The sequence below is a fragment of the Paenibacillus sp. FSL W8-0439 genome, assembly GCF_038008995.1.
Lineage (GTDB): Bacteria > Bacillota > Bacilli > Paenibacillales > Paenibacillaceae > Paenibacillus > Paenibacillus polymyxa.
Genome location: NZ_JBBPAK010000001.1, coordinates 4911868 through 4929425, shown reverse-complemented (window position 1 = coordinate 4929425; position 17558 = coordinate 4911868). Strand labels below are relative to the sequence as shown.

Sequence of the window (17558 nt, the reverse complement as noted above, 5' to 3'; positions counted from 1 at the left end):
AATATACTTTGTTACATAAAGTAACTTGTTAGATTTGATACGGAGCTTAATATGTGAATACTTAAAATTTAAACTTAATTTGATATGATTAATGATGTAATTAACTGAACAGATACGGACGAATCGTTGAGGTTATGGTTTGGGTGCAGGGGGAAGTCGGATGAAGCTAGAATGTGAAGTGTGCGTAGTTGGAGGGGGACCCGCAGGGACTTTGTTATCCTGTCTACTGGCGGAGCAGGGTGTTTCAACGATATTGGTTGAGCGGCAGAGCGTGCCCGGAAAGGCTTTCCGCGGCGAAATTTTAAACGATGAGGGTCAGGAAGTGATCCGCAAACATAAACTGCTCGAACAAATTCATGAGGATCATATTCTCGCCTCCACAAGAATCGAATATTGGCAGCATCAGCAGCAGGTCAAGACGGTTGAGCCAGCTTCAATCCATCGTAATGTAGGGGTGCATATTCCACAACCTCGATTTTTGGAAGCTCTGCTCAAGCAGGCGTCCACCTACGAGTCTTTCCGTTACCTGGCAGGTACAACTGTGACTGCGTTGAAGGGTGACAGCGAGCAGGGGTACACGGGCTTGACCGCCCGCGATAAGAACGGTCATGAGATTACAATTCACAGTTCTTTGATTGTGGGGGCAGACGGACGCTATTCGACTGTGCGCAAGCTGGCGCAGATGCCTGTGACGAACATTCGCCACGGCTATGATCTGCTATGGGCCAAAATCACGGCACCTGCCGGGTGGGAGCCCGTCACTCGTCTAGCCCTGGTCAACGGAGGTCAGTTGGCTTTATTCTCGCAGGCTGAGGGTTATATCCAAATTGGCTGGAATGTGGAGGAGGGGAGCTTTTCCACCCTGTTTAAGCAATCTTTTGAACCATTTATACAGCTGTTTACGGAGGCTTTTCCAGATTTAGAGCATAGTGTGCATGATCACATTCGTTCATGGAAGGACTTCGTAACGTTGGATATTTTCAGCAGCCGTAGTGACACATGGGCACAGAATGGACTGGTCCTGATTGGAGATGCGGCGCATACCATGACACCTACGGGAGCTTTTGGTTTGAACGCTGCTTTAAAGGATGCCGATGTGCTGGCCAGTGAGCTTCTTCGTTTACGCCAGCAGGTATATACCGCAGAAGACCTGAAGGCTTTCGAAGATGGACGACGGCAGGCTGTCACCGAGCTTCAGGAGCGTCAACTGATCATGGAGTCCTCGTTTCATGAACATTTCTTACACATAGTTAAATGATATACAACCCCGACAACAACGATTAGCCTGAGAAATGCGAGGCATTTCATATATAGAGTTTATATAAAGGATGGTGCAGAGAGATGAACATTAAAGATGTAGCTACGCTACTTAACGATAAAATTCAAACCGTTCGTGGAGAGCAATCTTCGACGATTTTGGTAGGACCGATCAAGCTGCCAGTTAATTTGGAAGGGGAGACGGTTGTTTTTCAATGGTATTGCTGGCTGCCTGTACGGGACGAGGAAGATCGCCAGAACTTACTGAATGCCAATGCTGAGATGATTGTGAAGCGATTGTCCACACTGAACTTGGCGGAGGGACAACAATCAAGTGTATTGGTGTACGGGGATCTCCAACAGTCCGAAAATGCATTAGTTCGCATGCATAGTATTTGCCATACTGGAGATATTTTTGGTAGCAAGCGTTGTGATTGCGGATTTCAACTCCACCAGTCGATGAAAATGATTGTGGAACATGGAACAGGTGCATTGTTCTATCTGGCAAATCATGAAGGTCGCGGAATCGGTTTGTTTAGTAAAGCCATGGCATATATTCTGCAAGAAGAAGGCATGGATACCGTCGAAGCCAACCATCAGTTGGGTTTTGAAGATGATACACGCAATTATGCAGATGCCATTAGTGTGCTTCAACACCTGAGACAAAAACCAGTAACTCTGATTACAAATAACCCTAAAAAGCTGGATGCCTTGAAAAAGTCGGGTATGAATGTGGCGGGACGTATGCCGCTCTGGGGCGATGTGTCACAATATAATGAACGGTACTTGAATACAAAAGTAGAACGATCCGGCCATTTGCGGGATTCCGATCTCAGGGAGGTTCTATGAACACTCACGAAAAATATATGCGCCTGGCACTGGAAAATGCCAGAAGTGCCAAAGGGCAAACAGAACCGAATCCGCTCGTCGGATCAGTCATTGTCAACAATGGCCGTATCGTTGGGATCGGCGCTCATTTGAAGCCTGGTGAGCCACATGCCGAGATTCATGCCTTGCGTATGGCGGGGGAACACGCTCAGGGAGCGACGATCTACGTAACGCTGGAGCCGTGTTCTCATCACGGCCGGACAGGCCCATGCGCGGAAGCGATTGTGAAGGCAGGCGTTCGTCGGGTGGTCATTGCAGCACTGGACCCGAACCCGCTGGTTTCAGGCAGAGGGGTACAGATTTTGAAAGATGCGGGCATTGAGGTCATTGTCGGCGTATGTGAGCAGGAATCGATCCGCATGAATGAAGTGTTCAATCAATATATCGTGAGCAAGCGACCTTTTATTACAATCAAATCGGCAGTAACGCTGGACGGTAAAATTGCAACTCGAACCTCTGAAAGCAAGTGGATCACATCTGAGGCTGCACGGGAGGATGTGCATCGTCTTCGTCACGAGCATGTAGGCATCCTGGTCGGTGTACAGACCGTGATTCATGATAATCCTCAGCTTACGACTCGTCTACCAGAAGGACGGAATCCGATTCGTATCATTCTGGATAGTAAGCTTCGAATTCCATTGGATGCTCGTGTCATTACAGATGGAGAGGCGCCGACCTGGATATTCACAGGGCGGGCTTATGATGAAGGCAAGCGAAGCCAGCTGGAACAGCTCGGTATAAAGGTTTATCCGACACAGGATGAAAACAGTGAGCGGGTCAACCTTCCGCAAATGCTGGACATTCTGGGGGCGGAGGAGGTCTCGTCCGTATTCGTGGAAGGTGGGGCCGAGGTGAACGCTTCGTTCGTGCAGCAAGGCCTGGCAGACAAGCTGGTGCTGTATATGGCGCCGAAGCTGGTTGGAGGGCGCGCAGCCCCGGGCTTTCTCGGGGGAGAGGGCGTGTCTGCGATGAGCGATGCAGTGGCCTTGCAGGATTTGAGCGTAACACAGGTTGGCGTGGACTGGAAAATAGAAGGGTATTTTGGGCGAGGAAAATGAGTGAGTTGTTTCGGGTGGAGAAGGAGGCTCCGCGAAGGGGTTGATCTTCCGATCGCTGTTGCAGTGGGATTCTTCGATTGTATAAGAGATTTAAAGGTAAGAATCCCACCGCAAAGTCACTCATTTTTCGAAATAGTGTGGGGCATGGGAAGGGCAAAAGAACTTAAATACTTAAAAACTCAAACTCAAAGACTCAAAAACTTATAAATTCAAAAGAACAGAGGATCTGAAGGGCTAAAAAGGCCTGGAGGATTCTTTTTTTATATACTAAACGTTTATTAGGGTGAATGGTTAATGGGGTGAATAACTCATAAGGTGAACGTCTTATGGGGTGAAATCAAAATGACATAATTACTTAATACAAAATGACATAATTTTTGGGTTTTTCGTCCTGGTTTCTTGTGTATTTTTAGAGACTTTCGCCTCGTTTAGTTAGATTTTAGAAATATAAGGATTGACCTGGAAATAGAGATCAAGCACAATGAAGTTGAATTCAGCTTGGAAGAAAAGGGAAAAGCCTTGCAGGGAAAGGGATAAGAGAATTCAAAGGAGGATGTTGGTTGTGAAAAAAATGATATTATGCTTGTTAAGTGCCAGTCTGATATGTTTAGCTGCACCGGTTTCTACTAAAGCCTTTTCGGGTGAGGTCACACAAGGCACAGGCTCCTATTCAACCACACTACCTGCCGGAGCAGCTACACCGCAAAACGAAATTTATAAGACAGCGAATGTAACTAGCCCAATGCCTACCAACGACTGGTGGAGCAGTCTGGCCTGGGTGCCCTACTCCGAGGCTCAATATCCGCATCCACTTGCCTTGAAAAATCAGCAAAACGGTCTGCGCATCTTTAACCCAAGCGGAAAAATTACGGTGAATCCGGGATACATTGCAGGCTGGATGGATGATGTGAATGATTTTACCATTGGTCATTCTGAAAGCGCTTCATTTCCGAATGCCAAGGTAGATGACTTCAGTGACTGGTTTGTCAGATCCTTACTTCAAAGCGGCAGCAACAAAATGAGTGCTACCTATGGGCATGGCTCCCCCTATGTTTTTTTCGAGTTTGGCGGCGGTAATCCCAAGCTCTCGTTCAATGAGGTACCCAAGGTCTGGTCTGGCTCAGCTAGTTCTCCTGTGCTTGGCATTACCATCAATGGCTCACACTATGGTCTGTTTGGTCCTTCCGGCAGCACCTGGTCCGGTCTCGGAACGAGTACTCTGATCAATCAATTGAACGGGAAAAACTATTTTACAGTGGCGGCTTTGCCTGGCAATACAACGGCGACCTTGGACAAATTTCAGCAATATGCCTATTCTTTTGTTACAAACTCCAAAGCACAGTACAGCTACAACGAAGCTTCTTCCGAAGTAACAACCAACTTTACCGTTACAACAACCGCGAAGCAAGGTACACAAGCGGGTACTATTTTTGCCTTATATCCACATCAGTGGAAAAACTCATCACAGTCCCTGCTGGGCTATACGTACAATTCTGTACGTGGTCTGATGAAAACAGCGGAAGGGGCTTCTTTTCAAACGAAGATGAAGTTTACAGGCGTGCTCCCTTCTTTGCCCGATTTGGGGTCTTATGATAAAAATAAGCTGAATAGTTATATAGACGAAGCGAAAGCGGAAGTCTATTCTGGCGATGGTGACACATACTGGACTGGAAAACGTTTGGGCAAGCTAGCAGCCTTGGCGCCAATTGCTGACCAGGTGGGCAATACTGCAGCAGCGACCCAGTTCCGCAATGAGATTAAAAGTCGGCTACAGGACTGGTTTAAGGCCAGCGACAGCTCAGGAAACCTGAAAAGCTCAAACCTATTTGTGTACAATAGCAATTGGGGGACATTAATCGGTTATCCCGACAGCTTTGGCAGTGCGGTAGAATTAAACGACCATCATTTCCATTATGGATACTTTATTAAGGCTGCGGCCGAAATTGCACGGGTGGACAAGAGCTGGGCATCCAATTCACAATGGGGGCAGATGGTGCAGCTGCTCATTCGCGACATTGCCAATGCCGACAGGTCTGATTCGAAATTTCCGTATTTACGTAATTTTGATCCCTATGCCGGTCACACCTGGGCTTCCGGTCATGCCAAATTTGGCGACGGCAACAACAATGAATCCTCCTCGGAAGCGATGAATGCTTGGGCCGGTCTGATTTTATGGGGCGAGGCGACGGGAAATACGCAAACTCGTGATCTGGGTATCTATCTATATACAACGGAAATGAATGCGATTAACGAATACTGGTTTGATGTACAAGGTACAAACACCCCTTCAGGGATGCAAAGTGCGACGGCAAGTATGATCTGGGGTGGTAAAACGGTCGGGAATGCTACATGGTGGACCAATAACCCCGCAGAGGTGCATGGCATCAACTGGCTGCCGATTACTTCTGCTTCCTTGTATCTGACACAATATCCGGAATATGCGGCTAAAAATTTTAGCAATCTGCTGCAAAAAAGCGGGGGGAATTTCAGCCCGTGGGAAGATATCGTGTATATGTACAGAGCGATTTCGGACCCGTCCGATGCCAAGGCCAAATTCAGTGCACGCGTAGCGGCGATGACACCGGAAGCTGGGAATTCCAAGGCGAATGCCTACCACTGGATTTATAACTTGGATGCTGTTGGCAACATCGACCGTAGCGTCACTGCCAATTCACCTATTTATGCCGTATTTCATAAGAACGGTGTAAAAACCTATGTGGCCTACAACTTTACCAACCAAGAGAAAATAGTAACCTTTTCAGATGGACATAGTATTACCGTGCAGCCGAACAGCTTTAATATCGGAAATGGAAACGGGGGCGGCAATCCACAACCTGATATAGAGGCCCCAACCAGCCCGGCCAATGTGCGAGCTACGGCCAAAACGGCTTCGGCGGTTACGCTGGAGTGGGAGGCAGCTACAGATAATGTTGGCGTAACGGGGTATATCGTGTATAAGGACGGGACTCAGGCGGCTGAGATAAACGGCACTTCCGCTTTAATTACAGGACTGAATGCAGCGACCGCTTATAGCTTTACCGTCAAGGCTCGTGATGCAGCCGGTAACCTGTCTGCGGCAAGTCGTGCTGTATCGGTAACTACGGAGGCAGCATCTGGCGGCAATGAGGGTGGCGGAGAAACGGAAGATTACACCGTACGGGCCCGCTTTGTCAGCGATCGTGAAGCACTGATTCAATTTACCCCTAAAACAGCCTCAGCCTATGTTGACGTGCATTATACTTTAGCAGGTGGGCAACAGCTCAACTACCGGATGACCAACAACGCCGGTGTTTGGGAGCAGCGGGTTAAAGACCTCACCATTGGAAAGGCCGTCAGCTATTGGTTCACCTATGAAAAGGCGGGATTGCAATACGAGACCCCTTCATTCAGCTATACCCACCCGACGGCCTCTACAACGACAGGGGTTTCCGAAATTTCCGCGACCGAGGCGTTGGACACGTCCCAGCCCGGGCTTGCTCCTGAATAAATTCGAAATTATGGATATGATAATTATAGAGGAGATAAAGGTATGACAGAATTTTGGGAATCCAGTTTTATAGAAAATCAAATGATGTGGGGCTTTGAACCTTCAGACTCAGCAATTCTGACCAAGGACTTTTTCATTGAAAAGAACGTTAAGAATATATTGATACCTGGTATTGGATATGGTAGAAATGCCAAGGTTTTTATGGACAACGGAATACATGTTACAGGTATTGAGATTTCAAAAACAGCGATTGATTTGGCAAGACAGAAAGGGCTCAATATTAGTATTTTTCATGGCTCCGTAATGGATATGCCTTTTGATAACAAGCTTTATGACGGCATATTTTGTTATGCGCTTATTCACTTATTGAATAAAAGTGAGAGAGAGAAATTTATTAAGGATTGCTATCATCAGCTAAAGCCAAATGGATATATGGTTTTTACTACTATTTCAAAGAAAGCTCCGATGTTTGGAAAGGGAAAGCAGCTAGGTAAAGACTATTTCGAGATCATGGAAGGGGTAAACATGTTTTTTTATGATGCTGACTCGATAGAACAAGAATTCGGAAAATATGGATTAACAGAAATTTCGGAAATTGTTGAGCCACATAAAAATATGGAAAGCAAACCTCCATTCAAATTTATCATGGTCAAATGTCACAAAGAGCTGTAAGGTGAATGGTGAGAGAACGACACGAGGGAAGCACATATGCTTCCTCCGTGTCTTTTTTTGTTTTTTATGGGGTCGTAATACTTTCGCCATGTTCGTGAGTGCAAGGGTGCGCAATAATGATAAAGGCTGATGCAGGAAGATATTACCGAGGCGAGGATTTCCAAAGGTCCCGCAGTGCCTGCCCTAATCGGATCAGGTATCCTGTAAATCTGATGTATCCACCAACAATTAGGGTTCGATTCCCAATCGCCTTCCAAGCGACTTTTGGTAGAGTATTCGAATGGACGAATAAAACAATGAAAAGACCCCGATAAGAGCATCCCATGTCTGGTCTTGATGACAGATGCCGGAGCGATGGCTATGCGGTCAGCGGATACCGGAGAGAGCAAGCGCCGACAGGACCCGAGGCTACGGGAATACAGATTCACAGTCGATGTTGGGCTGGTGAATTCCATCCCCGAAACACGGGAACAGGCGGCTCCTTTCTTTTTCCTTAAGCTTGGCCCCGCCTTTCACACGGAGGGATGCTCTGCAAGGGTCCTACCCCTGCTACAACAAATAAAAATAAAAAATCCTCATTTTAAAAATGTGTTTTGACTCAACGTGCGAAGAAGCGAAGCCGCCATACATACGAAGAAGCCTATTTTTAAGTTGAGGATTTTAAATACTAGGAGTGATACGATGTTTAAGAAGATAACGATTAAAGCCGATGAGCGCGGACTGTTGTTCAAAAAAGGAAGCTACCACAAGTTGTTGCTCCCAGGTACCTACCTATTGAAGACATTTCAGCAGGAAGCTGTTGAAATTTTGAATGTAGCCGAATCATTTTTTGTACCAGATCATGATATTCGTTTGTTTTTGACAGATCCTCTATTGCTGGAGCAATTGACTGTCATCGATGTAGAGGATCATGAATATGTGCTGCATTATGAGGATAATCGGTTTGTAGAGCTGCTGACAGCCGGGAAATATGCATTTTGGAACATGCTCAAGGAGCATCGTTTTGTTCGTGCAGATACCCGGCAGCCTGCCATTGATAAGGCTTTGGGGCAAGCATTCTTGTCCAAGACACCGGGCTTCTGGAAAGCCCTTCAGGTGGCCAGTCATGAATTGGGCTTTTTGTATTACGATAATGTGCTGCAAGGTGAACTGAAACCAGGCAAATATTATTTCTGGTTGTCCACGGTGAATACAGAGATCAAAACATTAGATATGCGACAGCAGCAGATGGACCTGATGGGGCAGGAAATCATGACTGAAGACAAAATCACGCTGCGTCTTAACTTCGTCTGTCAGTACCGGATCATTGAGCCGCTACGGGCGTTGGAATTCAGAGCATACGAGGAACAAATATACATTATGCTTCAACTGCTGCTGCGTGAATACGTGGGCACAATGAAGCTGGATGATTTGCTGAAAATGAAGCAGGAGATCGCGGAATATGTCTTGACACGACTGAATGAGCAGAGCGGTGAATATGGGGTTACTTTTACATCCGCAGGGGTGAAGGATATTATTTTGCCGGGGGATATCAAGGATATTCTGAATACGGTGCTATTGGCAGAGAAGAAGGCACAAGCCAACCTCATCACACGACGTGAAGAGACGGCATCCACTCGTAGTTTGCTCAATACGGCCAAGCTGATGGACGAAAACTCCACCCTCTATCGTCTCAAAGAGCTGGAATTCATGGAAAAAATCTGCGAGAAGATTGGTACGATATCGCTAACTGGCGGAAATACGCTGCTGGAGCAGCTAAACACGTTGGTTCATATGAAAGAGGGGCAGGGACTCCAATAACGGAAAATACTCCCGAACGATGAGTGCAAGCTGACTCAAGGTTCGGGAGTATTTTTTTAGTTCGTCTTGGTGGATGCGAGAAAAGCGTTCATATCGATCACCGGAATGAGAGTACCCCGATGCTCCATCACAGTAGGAAACAATTCGCGTTGCCATTCTTCCTCATTGCTTTGTAGCTGACTGTCTTCAGCAGATGCCGTATCCTCCACCTGATCGACAAGCAGGGCAATCTTCGCACGACTGAGCAAAATCATTTTGTCCTCGGAGGAGTCGCTTGATGCGGGGAGAAACAGTTTCTTGCGTAGGTTAAGGATTGTAAATACATCGCCACGAATGGTCACCATTCCTTCATGCCACGCCTCGGAAAAGGGGAGCGGTGTCCCTTTTTTGGCATTCATGACTTCTTCGACTTCCAGAAAGTTTAACGCGAACTTCTTGTCCGCCAGACTGCACACAATATATTCAGACATAGCAATTCTCCTTACATATTCAGATAAGTCCATCACAAGTTGTGAACTAGCGGTAAATTGGGTTAACTATTGCGTTTTGACAGATGGAACGATAAAGTGGAGGATGCGGTAAAATGGTTTTAGTTAATCACAGAATATCACAAACGAGCAGTTAAATCTTCCAAAATAACAACCAACCGGACAAGGCGTGGCTTCGAATTTCCCTTCATATATAATGTTTGGAGCTGAGGTCGTGTCCGATGCACTACATTTTAAGATAAGCGGGTTGAGGTAGAATGGATCATGAAAAGCAGCGGTTAAGTATCGAGGCAGCCAGATTATACTATCTGAACGACTATAGCCAGCAGGATATTGCGGTCAGACTCGGAGTTTCGCGGCCTACGGTATCGCGGTTACTTCAGGCTGCCAAGGAACAGGGATACGTGCGGATCAGTATTGTGGACCCTATGGAGGATATGGACGCGCTCGGAGAGCAGGTGAAAAAGAAATACGGGCTGGATACCGTGCTGGTCTGTTATTCGCCATTAAATGAATATCAGGAGATCAAGAAGCATATTAGCAAAAAAGCAGCCGATTATTTGCATGAAACGGTACAGGATGCTGATATTATTGGAGTGACATGGGGAACAACCATGCATGCGGTGGCGCTTCATCTCCAGCAAAAGCAGGTCAAGGGAGTTGAGGTAGTTCAGCTCAAAGGAGGCGTAAGCCATTCACATGTCAACACTTATGCCGTGGAAACCGTAAATTTGTTCGCAGAAGCCTTTAACACCATAGCTCGGTATTTGCCGCTGCCTGTAATTTTCGACAGTCAAGCTGTTAAGAAAATGGTCGAGGAGGATCGGCATATCCAGCGTATCATTGAACTTGGCAAGCAGGCGAACATTGCGGTGTTTACGGTGGGGACGGTCAAGGAGGATGCGCTGCTGTTCCGATTAGGCTATTTTAACCATGAAGAGCAGAAGCTGCTGCAAAAAATCGGCAAGGGCGATATTTGCTCGCGCTTTTTTGACGATGAGGGCAACATATGCAGTCAGGAAATCAACAGCCGCACCGTTGGAATTGATTTACCTGAGCTGCGAAAGAAGGAGAAGTCCATCCTTGTAGCTGGAGGCCAGCGCAAAGTAGAGGCCATTCGGGCATCACTGCGTGGCAAGTATGCGAATATCTTGGTGACGGATCAGTTTACAGCACAAGCACTTTTGCAATAGAACCTGTGGAGCTCAATTCAATTAAACATGGTTACGGAGTGTGCCTACAGGGTAACATGAATTGTAGGTGAACGGCCTGTGTACAAGCGTGAACATAATTTCAAAATGTGTTTTACATATGTTCAGAGCCGTGCTATGATGATCTCATCACAGAGAAATAATCGATTCATTTTCTTCACACTATTTATTAAATGAAGGAGCCTTTAGATATGAACATTGCAGCATTAATCGACCATACATTGTTGCGTGCAGATGCGACGAAGGATGAAATTACAAAACTGACTGCTGAGGCAAAAAAATACCAGTTTGCTTCCGTATGTGTGAATCCGGCGTGGGTAGCTTATGCAGCCGAACAGCTTGCAGGCACAGGCGTGGCTATCTGTACGGTTATCGGATTTCCACTGGGAGCCAATACATCGGCAACGAAAGCGTTTGAAACCAAAGATGCTATTGCTAACGGTGCAACTGAAATTGATATGGTAATTAAGATAGGCGCTTTGAAGGCGCGCGATGTACAGCTTGTCGAGCAGGATATCCGTGCGGTTGTGGAAGCGGCTGCGGGTACACTGGTAAAAGTAATTATTGAAACCTGCCTGCTGACAGACGAAGAGAAGGTACTGGCGTGTGAGCTGTCCGTCAAAGCCGGAGCAAATTTTGTGAAAACTTCGACGGGTTTCTCTACAGGTGGAGCTACTGTGGAAGACGTAGCGTTGATGCGCAAAACAGTAGGACCTGATATTGGTGTTAAAGCTTCTGGCGGCGTACGCAGCCTGGAGGACGTACAAAAATTAGTAGAAGCTGGCGCAAGTCGGATCGGTGCAAGTTCCGGTGTGAAAATCATCGAGGGCGAGCAATCAACATCTTCCTACTAAGTTTATTTTAAAGTCATGGAGGGATTCGCGATGAAGGATCAATTGATTCAGAAAGCGCTTGAGGCGCGTAATCAGGCATATGTTCCGTATTCGAATTTTCAAGTGGGTGCTGCGGTTCTTGGGAGCGATGGCACGATTTATCACGGATGCAATGTGGAAAACGCCTCCTACGGCTTATGTAATTGTGCAGAGCGGACAGCGATTTTCAAAATGGTATCCGAAGGCTGCCGAAAAATTGATTCGATTGCGGTAGCAGCTGATACGGAAGGACCTGTGTCTCCATGTGGGGCCTGTCGTCAGGTCATTTCGGAATTTGCTCATCAAGATACCAAAATTTATCTGACAAACCTTCATGGCAATACGGAAGAGTGGACGGTGGATCAATTACTGCCGGGTGCCTTTCGACCTGCGGATCTGGGGAAATAAAAAAAAGAATGCCTCTTTGGGGCGCATTCTTTTTATGGGCAATGTAAGCGCTTAATGTAATGAGGGGGAATTGAAATGAAATATGTAATCGCTTTGGTGGGATTGCTCGTTGTATTTGCACTTACTTACGTTGCCAGCAGTGACAAGCGTAAAATCAGGTATCGTCCGCTGATAGTTATGGTTGTTCTGCAAGCAGCGCTTGCTTTCGTATTGCTGAATACAGAGATTGGTGAAATTCTAGTCAAAGGTTTTGCAAAAGGTTTTAATAGTCTGATTGGTTATGCTATGGAAGGGATTAACTTCGTTTTTGGCGGAATTGCGAATGAAGGAGCAGCACCGTTCTTTATTGGTGTACTGCTGCCAATCGTGTTCATATCCGCACTGATCGGGATTTTACAATATGTAAAAGTGCTTCCTTTTATTATTAAATATATCGGGCTTGTCTTGAGCAAAGTAAACGGAATGGGTAAACTGGAATCCTACAACGCTGTAGCTTCGGCTATCTTGGGTCAATCCGAGGTATTTATTTCCGTTAAGAAGCAAATTGGTCTGCTGCCAAAACATCGGCTGTATACATTGTGTGCATCTGCGATGTCTACGGTGTCCATGTCGATTGTGGGAGCCTACATGCAAATGTTGAACCCCAAATATGTGGTTACCGCATTGGTGCTGAACCTGTTTGGCGGCTTTATTATCGCTTCCATTATTAATCCATACAAGATTGAGAAGGAAGACGATTTACTGGAGGTTCAAGAGGAAGAGAAGCAGTCCTTCTTCGAAATGCTCGGGGAATATATTATGGACGGTTTCAAGGTTGCTATTACGGTAGCTGCGATGCTGATCGGTTTTGTGGCGCTGATTGCCATGGTTAACGGTATTTTCTCCTGGTTGTTTGGGATCAGCTTTCAGGCGCTGCTTGGCTATGTGTTTGCGCCGTTCGCCTTTGTTATGGGGATTCCGTGGAATGAGGCAGTGCAGGCGGGCAGCATTATGGCTACTAAGCTCGTATCCAACGAATTTGTGGCCATGCTGGATCTGACCAAACAAACAGGCTTGTCCGAGCGTACGGTCGGAATCGTATCGGTATTCCTCGTATCTTTTGCAAACTTCTCATCCATTGGTATCATTTCTGGGGCTGTGAAGGGTCTGCATGAAAAACAGGGAAATGTAGTGGCCCGTTTTGGTCTGAAGCTGTTGTACGGAGCGACGCTGGTTAGCGTGCTGTCGGCAACGATTGCAGGGTTGTTTTTGTAAAAAAAACAGCGAATCAGGAAAGGATTTTTATGATGTCTAAATTTAAACGGATTCACTTGGTCGTTATGGACTCGGTTGGTATCGGCGAAGCACCGGATGCTGCCCAGTTTGATGATTATGATGTAGATACACTCGGTCATATTGCGCGCGAACGCGGCGGTCTGAACATGCCGAATATGGGTAAGCTCGGTCTGTCCAACATTCGTTCCATAGAAGGGGTACCGGTGGCCGATAAGCCACTCGCATATTACACCAAAATGCAGGAAGCCTCCAACGGCAAGGACACAATGACAGGTCATTGGGAAATCATGGGGTTGAATATTGCAGTTCCTTTCCGTGTATTCCCGGATGGGTTTCCAGATGAGCTGATCCAGCGCATTGAGGAGCATACAGGTCGTAAAGTTATTGGCAACAAGCCAGCCAGTGGCACGGAAATCATTGACGAACTGGGCGAAGAACACGTCAAAACAGGTGCACTCATCATCTATACCTCAGCAGATTCAGTGTTGCAAATTGCGGCACACGAGGAAGTTGTACCTTTGAAGGAGCTCTATGAGATTTGTGAGTTCTGTCGTAAAATCACGCTGGAAGATCCGTACATGCTGGGTCGCATTATTGCCCGTCCGTTCGTAGGTGAAGCAGGGAACTTCTCTCGTACCTCCAATCGACATGACTATGCGCTCAAGCCATTTGGTCGTACCACAATGAACGAGCTGAAGGATGCAGGTCTGGATGTAATCGCCTTGGGTAAAATCTCTGACATTTATGACGGCGAGGGTGTAACGAAAGCAGTGCGCACAGTGTCCAACATGGACGGCATGGATAAGCTGGTGGCTACGCTGGATGAAGAATTCACCGGATTAAGCTTTTTGAATTTGGTGGACTTTGATGCTGTATACGGGCACCGCCGTGATCCGCAGGGATACGGTCAAGCCTTGGACGATTACGATGCCCGTCTGCCCGAGGTATTTGCCAAAATGACTGATGACGATCTGCTGATCATCACCGCAGACCATGGGAATGACCCAACCTATCGCGGAACGGATCATACCCGCGAATATGTGCCTTTGCTGGTATATTCCCCTCGTTTTGCAGCTGGAGGCAAAGAACTGGCGGTTCGCAAGACGTTTGCGGATATTGGGGCGACCGTAGCGGATAACTTTGGTGTAAAACTGCCTGAACACGGAACTAGCTTTTTGGCAGAGCTTCAGTAATCCAGGACCCTAGCAAGAGTGCAGGTAGGATGATTAGTAACGATATGAGTAACAATATGAGCATGGACAAATGGGACGGAGGAATAAAAACATGAGTGTACACATTGGAGCCAAACCTGGAGAAATTGCAGAAACGATTTTGCTACCAGGAGACCCGCTACGGGCGAAATTTATCGCTGAAACGTATCTGGAGGACGTGACCTGCTACAACGAGGTACGCGGAATGCTCGGATTCACGGGAACGTACCAAGGCAAACGTCTGTCTGTACAGGGAACCGGGATGGGGCTGCCTTCCATCAGTATTTATGTCAACGAACTGATTAGCGAGTATGGTGTGAAAAACTTGTTCCGTGTGGGTACTTGCGGCGGAATGAAGGAGCATGTGCACGTTCGTGACGTCATTTTGGCACAGGCATCCTGTACAGATTCCGGCATGAACCGCCATATCTTTGGCGGCTATGATTTCTCACCGATTGCCAGCTTCCCTCTCTTAAAGGGCGCTTATGATCGCGGTGTTGCCAAAGGCTTGAGCATGCATGTCGGCAACGTATTCAGCTCAGACAGCTTCTACCGTGATGACAAATCAGTGGTACAAAAGCTGATGGAATACGGCGTGCTGGGTGTGGAGATGGAGACTTCGGCTTTATACACGCTGGCAGCCAAGTTTGGGGTAAACGCACTGACCATTCTGACGGTAAGTGATCATTTGCTGACAGGTGAAGAAACGACGGCAGAGGAACGGCAAACCACGTTTAAAGAAATGATGGAAGTTGCACTGGATACAGCAGTATCCCTGTAAACGATCATACGCACAGTGAGGAGAAATGACATATGAGAATGGTAGACTTGATTGAAAAAAAACGTGACGGAAAAGAACTGAGCACTGAGGAAATTAACTTTATTATCCAAGGCTATACTCAGGGTGAAATTCCTGATTATCAGGTCAGTGCATTGGCGATGTCTATTTTCTTCAAAGATATGAACGAACGGGAACGTGCTGATTTGACCATGGCAATGGTTCATTCAGGAGATACGATTGATTTGTCCGCAATTGAAGGTGTAAAGGTAGATAAGCACTCCACTGGTGGTGTGGGTGATACGACCACACTGGTACTGGCTCCGCTTGTAGCAGCCTTAGACATTCCAGTAGCGAAAATGTCAGGTCGCGGCCTTGGGCACACGGGCGGAACGATCGACAAGCTGGAGGCCATTGCAGGCTTTCACGTAGAGATCACTAAGGATGAATTCGTAGATTTGGTGAATCGCAGCAAAATTGCGGTTGTCGGACAAAGTGGCAACCTGACCCCTGCGGATAAAAAATTGTATGCTTTGCGTGATGTTACAGCAACGGTAAATTCGATTCCGCTGATTGCCAGCTCGATTATGAGTAAGAAAATCGCTGCCGGCTCTGATGCCATCGTACTGGATGTCAAGACAGGTGCGGGGGCATTCATGAAAACAGTAGAAGATGCCAAAGAACTGGCACATGCCATGGTAAGCATCGGGAACAATGTGGGTCGCAAGACTATGGCGGTTATTTCCGACATGAGCCAACCGTTGGGGCTGGCCATCGGGAACTCGCTGGAAGTTAAAGAAGCGATCGATACGCTGCGCGGCGAAGGACCCAAAGATCTGGAAGAGCTGTGTATGGCTTTGGGCAGTCAGATGGTATTTTTGGCCGGGAAAGCAGACTCCCTCGAAAACGCCGAAGAGAAGCTCAAAGAGGTCATTCGTAACGGCAAAGCACTGGAGAAATTCAAAGAGTTTATTGCAAATCAGGGCGGCGACGCTTCTGTAGTGGATCATCCAGAACGCTTGCCACAGGCGCAGTATCTTATTGAAGTACCTGCAAAGCAGGACGGTGTGGTAGCTGAAATTATGGCAGACGAAATCGGTACCGCTGCGATGCTGCTGGGAGCAGGTCGTGCGACCAAAGAATCCGAGATTGATTTGGCTGTCGGCTTGATGCTGAACAAAAAAGTCGGCGATGCAGTTCAAAAAGGCGATTCGCTGGTTACTATCCATGCCAACCGTGAAGACGTAGATCAAGTGCTGGAGAAAATCTACGCAAATATCCGTATTGCGGATCACGCGGAAGCACCTGTGCTGATCTATGGAACGGTGACAGAGTAAGCTGTAGCTGTATAGTATAAGGCGTTAGCAGATCAACAGTTATAGAGTCGGAGCCCTTACATTAGAGGGCTTCCGGCTTTTTTTGTTCTTAGCTCAGGCAACTGAGCGGTGGAATTAAAAAAGCGGTTGTCAATTTCTAGTGAGGGAACTATACTAAATTTATAAACTGACGACCGTTCGTAAGGATATTGGAGGGAACACATGACACTACAGAAAATTAAAACAGCAAGCCTAAAGCAATTTGCGAGAAAGGGATACGATGCCGCCTCCCTACAATTGATTGCTGATGAGGTAGGAATCAAAAAGCAGTCTATTTATGCTCATTTTAAAAGCAAAGACGATTTGTTCTTAGACATATTTGCGGATGCGGTAGACCAAGAGATTTTGGAGCTGGATCGTTATTTTCAAGCTCAAGCTGAACAATCACTTGAAGCTGTACTACGAGGATTGATTATTGAATTCAAAGAACGCTATGAGAGTGCCATGAATCTGCGTTTGATTCTGTATGTCGGATTTCTGATTCCATCTGCGCTGGAAAACCAGGTTCAGGCTTTGGTTACACGCTATGTACAGCACAAAACCAGCTTGGTATATGAGCGGCTGGCAGCCGAAACGTCGGTTAAGCTTCGTGTTCCAGTTCAATCTGCCACTATAGCCTATATGAATTTGATTGAAGGGATGCTGGTAGAACTGGTGTACAACGGCACCGCTGGTTTTGATCCGCGTCTGGAAAGCTCCTGGGATATTTACTGGCACGGCTTGGTTCAGGTCTGATCATCTAAGCCTTTAAAGTAAATATGATTGTATTGGGGGAAG

General features: G+C 46.8%; 15 protein-coding genes. 14 read left to right on the top strand and 1 reads right to left on the bottom strand.

Annotated features, from left to right (window positions below; translation table 11 throughout):
- The first annotated feature begins 160 nt into the window (after positions 1-160).
- From MKX36_RS21370 to MKX36_RS21345, 6 genes are all read left to right on the top strand, one after another.
- Positions 161-1258 carry an FAD-dependent monooxygenase gene (locus MKX36_RS21370; protein WP_340865630.1) on the top strand — a complete coding sequence of 366 codons (1098 nt, stop codon included), beginning with the start codon at positions 161-163 and terminating at the stop codon, positions 1256-1258.
- Between the two features lie 83 nt (positions 1259-1341).
- Positions 1342-2106 carry a GTP cyclohydrolase II gene (locus MKX36_RS21365; protein ID WP_340865629.1) on the top strand — a complete coding sequence of 255 codons (765 nt, stop codon included), beginning with the start codon at positions 1342-1344 and terminating at the stop codon, positions 2104-2106.
- Complete coding sequence (gene ribD, locus MKX36_RS21360; protein WP_340865628.1) at positions 2103-3203, top strand: bifunctional diaminohydroxyphosphoribosylaminopyrimidine deaminase/5-amino-6-(5-phosphoribosylamino)uracil reductase RibD; 1101 nt, start codon at positions 2103-2105, stop codon at positions 3201-3203. Before MKX36_RS21365 ends, ribD begins: the two co-directional genes overlap by 4 nt.
- A gap of 562 nt (positions 3204-3765) precedes the next feature.
- Positions 3766-6690 (top strand): glycosyl hydrolase, encoded by a 2925-nt coding sequence (locus tag MKX36_RS21355; RefSeq protein WP_340865627.1) that lies wholly within the window; start codon positions 3766-3768, stop codon positions 6688-6690.
- A gap of 42 nt (positions 6691-6732) precedes the next feature.
- A complete protein-coding gene (locus tag MKX36_RS21350; protein ID WP_090890945.1) occupies positions 6733-7362 on the top strand; it encodes a class I SAM-dependent methyltransferase in 630 nt (209 codons plus the stop codon).
- 681 nt (positions 7363-8043) lie between these two features.
- A complete protein-coding gene (locus MKX36_RS21345) occupies positions 8044-9162 on the top strand; it encodes a slipin family protein (protein WP_016820390.1) in 1119 nt (372 codons plus the stop codon).
- Between the two features lie 56 nt (positions 9163-9218).
- On the opposite strand, the gene MKX36_RS21340 is transcribed toward MKX36_RS21345, so the two are convergent.
- Positions 9219-9632 carry a chemotaxis protein CheW gene (locus MKX36_RS21340; RefSeq protein ID WP_340865624.1) on the bottom strand — a complete coding sequence of 138 codons (414 nt, stop codon included), beginning with the start codon at positions 9630-9632 and terminating at the stop codon, positions 9219-9221.
- 275 nt (positions 9633-9907) lie between these two features.
- On the opposite strand from MKX36_RS21340, the gene MKX36_RS21335 reads away from it, so the two are divergent.
- The 8 genes from MKX36_RS21335 to MKX36_RS21300 all read left to right on the top strand — a co-directional run bounded on the left by MKX36_RS21335 (position 9908) and on the right by MKX36_RS21300 (position 17516).
- Positions 9908-10843 carry a sugar-binding transcriptional regulator gene (locus tag MKX36_RS21335; protein WP_017425578.1) on the top strand — a complete coding sequence of 312 codons (936 nt, stop codon included), beginning with the start codon at positions 9908-9910 and terminating at the stop codon, positions 10841-10843.
- A gap of 209 nt (positions 10844-11052) precedes the next feature.
- The gene (gene deoC / locus MKX36_RS21330) at positions 11053-11715 is read left to right on the top strand and encodes a deoxyribose-phosphate aldolase (protein ID WP_340865622.1); all 663 of its coding nucleotides are present in this window, start codon (positions 11053-11055) and stop codon (positions 11713-11715) included.
- A 30-nt stretch (positions 11716-11745) separates the two neighbouring features.
- Positions 11746-12141 carry a cytidine deaminase gene (locus tag MKX36_RS21325; RefSeq protein WP_016820386.1) on the top strand — a complete coding sequence of 132 codons (396 nt, stop codon included), beginning with the start codon at positions 11746-11748 and terminating at the stop codon, positions 12139-12141.
- 75 nt (positions 12142-12216) lie between these two features.
- Positions 12217-13395: a NupC/NupG family nucleoside CNT transporter gene (locus tag MKX36_RS21320; RefSeq protein ID WP_016820385.1), complete on the top strand. Its 1179-nt coding sequence runs from the start codon at positions 12217-12219 to the stop codon at positions 13393-13395.
- A gap of 29 nt (positions 13396-13424) precedes the next feature.
- Entirely contained in the window at positions 13425-14609 is a 1185-nt protein-coding gene (gene deoB / locus MKX36_RS21315; protein WP_174821103.1) for a phosphopentomutase, read from the top strand.
- Between the two features lie 91 nt (positions 14610-14700).
- Positions 14701-15408: a purine-nucleoside phosphorylase gene (gene deoD, locus MKX36_RS21310; RefSeq protein ID WP_340865617.1), complete on the top strand. Its 708-nt coding sequence runs from the start codon at positions 14701-14703 to the stop codon at positions 15406-15408.
- Positions 15409-15440: 32 nt separating this feature from the next.
- Positions 15441-16742, top strand: coding sequence for a pyrimidine-nucleoside phosphorylase (locus MKX36_RS21305; RefSeq protein WP_340865615.1), 1302 nt, complete (start codon positions 15441-15443; stop codon positions 16740-16742).
- 201 nt (positions 16743-16943) lie between these two features.
- Entirely contained in the window at positions 16944-17516 is a 573-nt protein-coding gene (locus tag MKX36_RS21300; RefSeq protein ID WP_017425574.1) for a TetR/AcrR family transcriptional regulator, read from the top strand.
- The last annotated feature ends 42 nt before the right edge of the window (positions 17517-17558 follow it).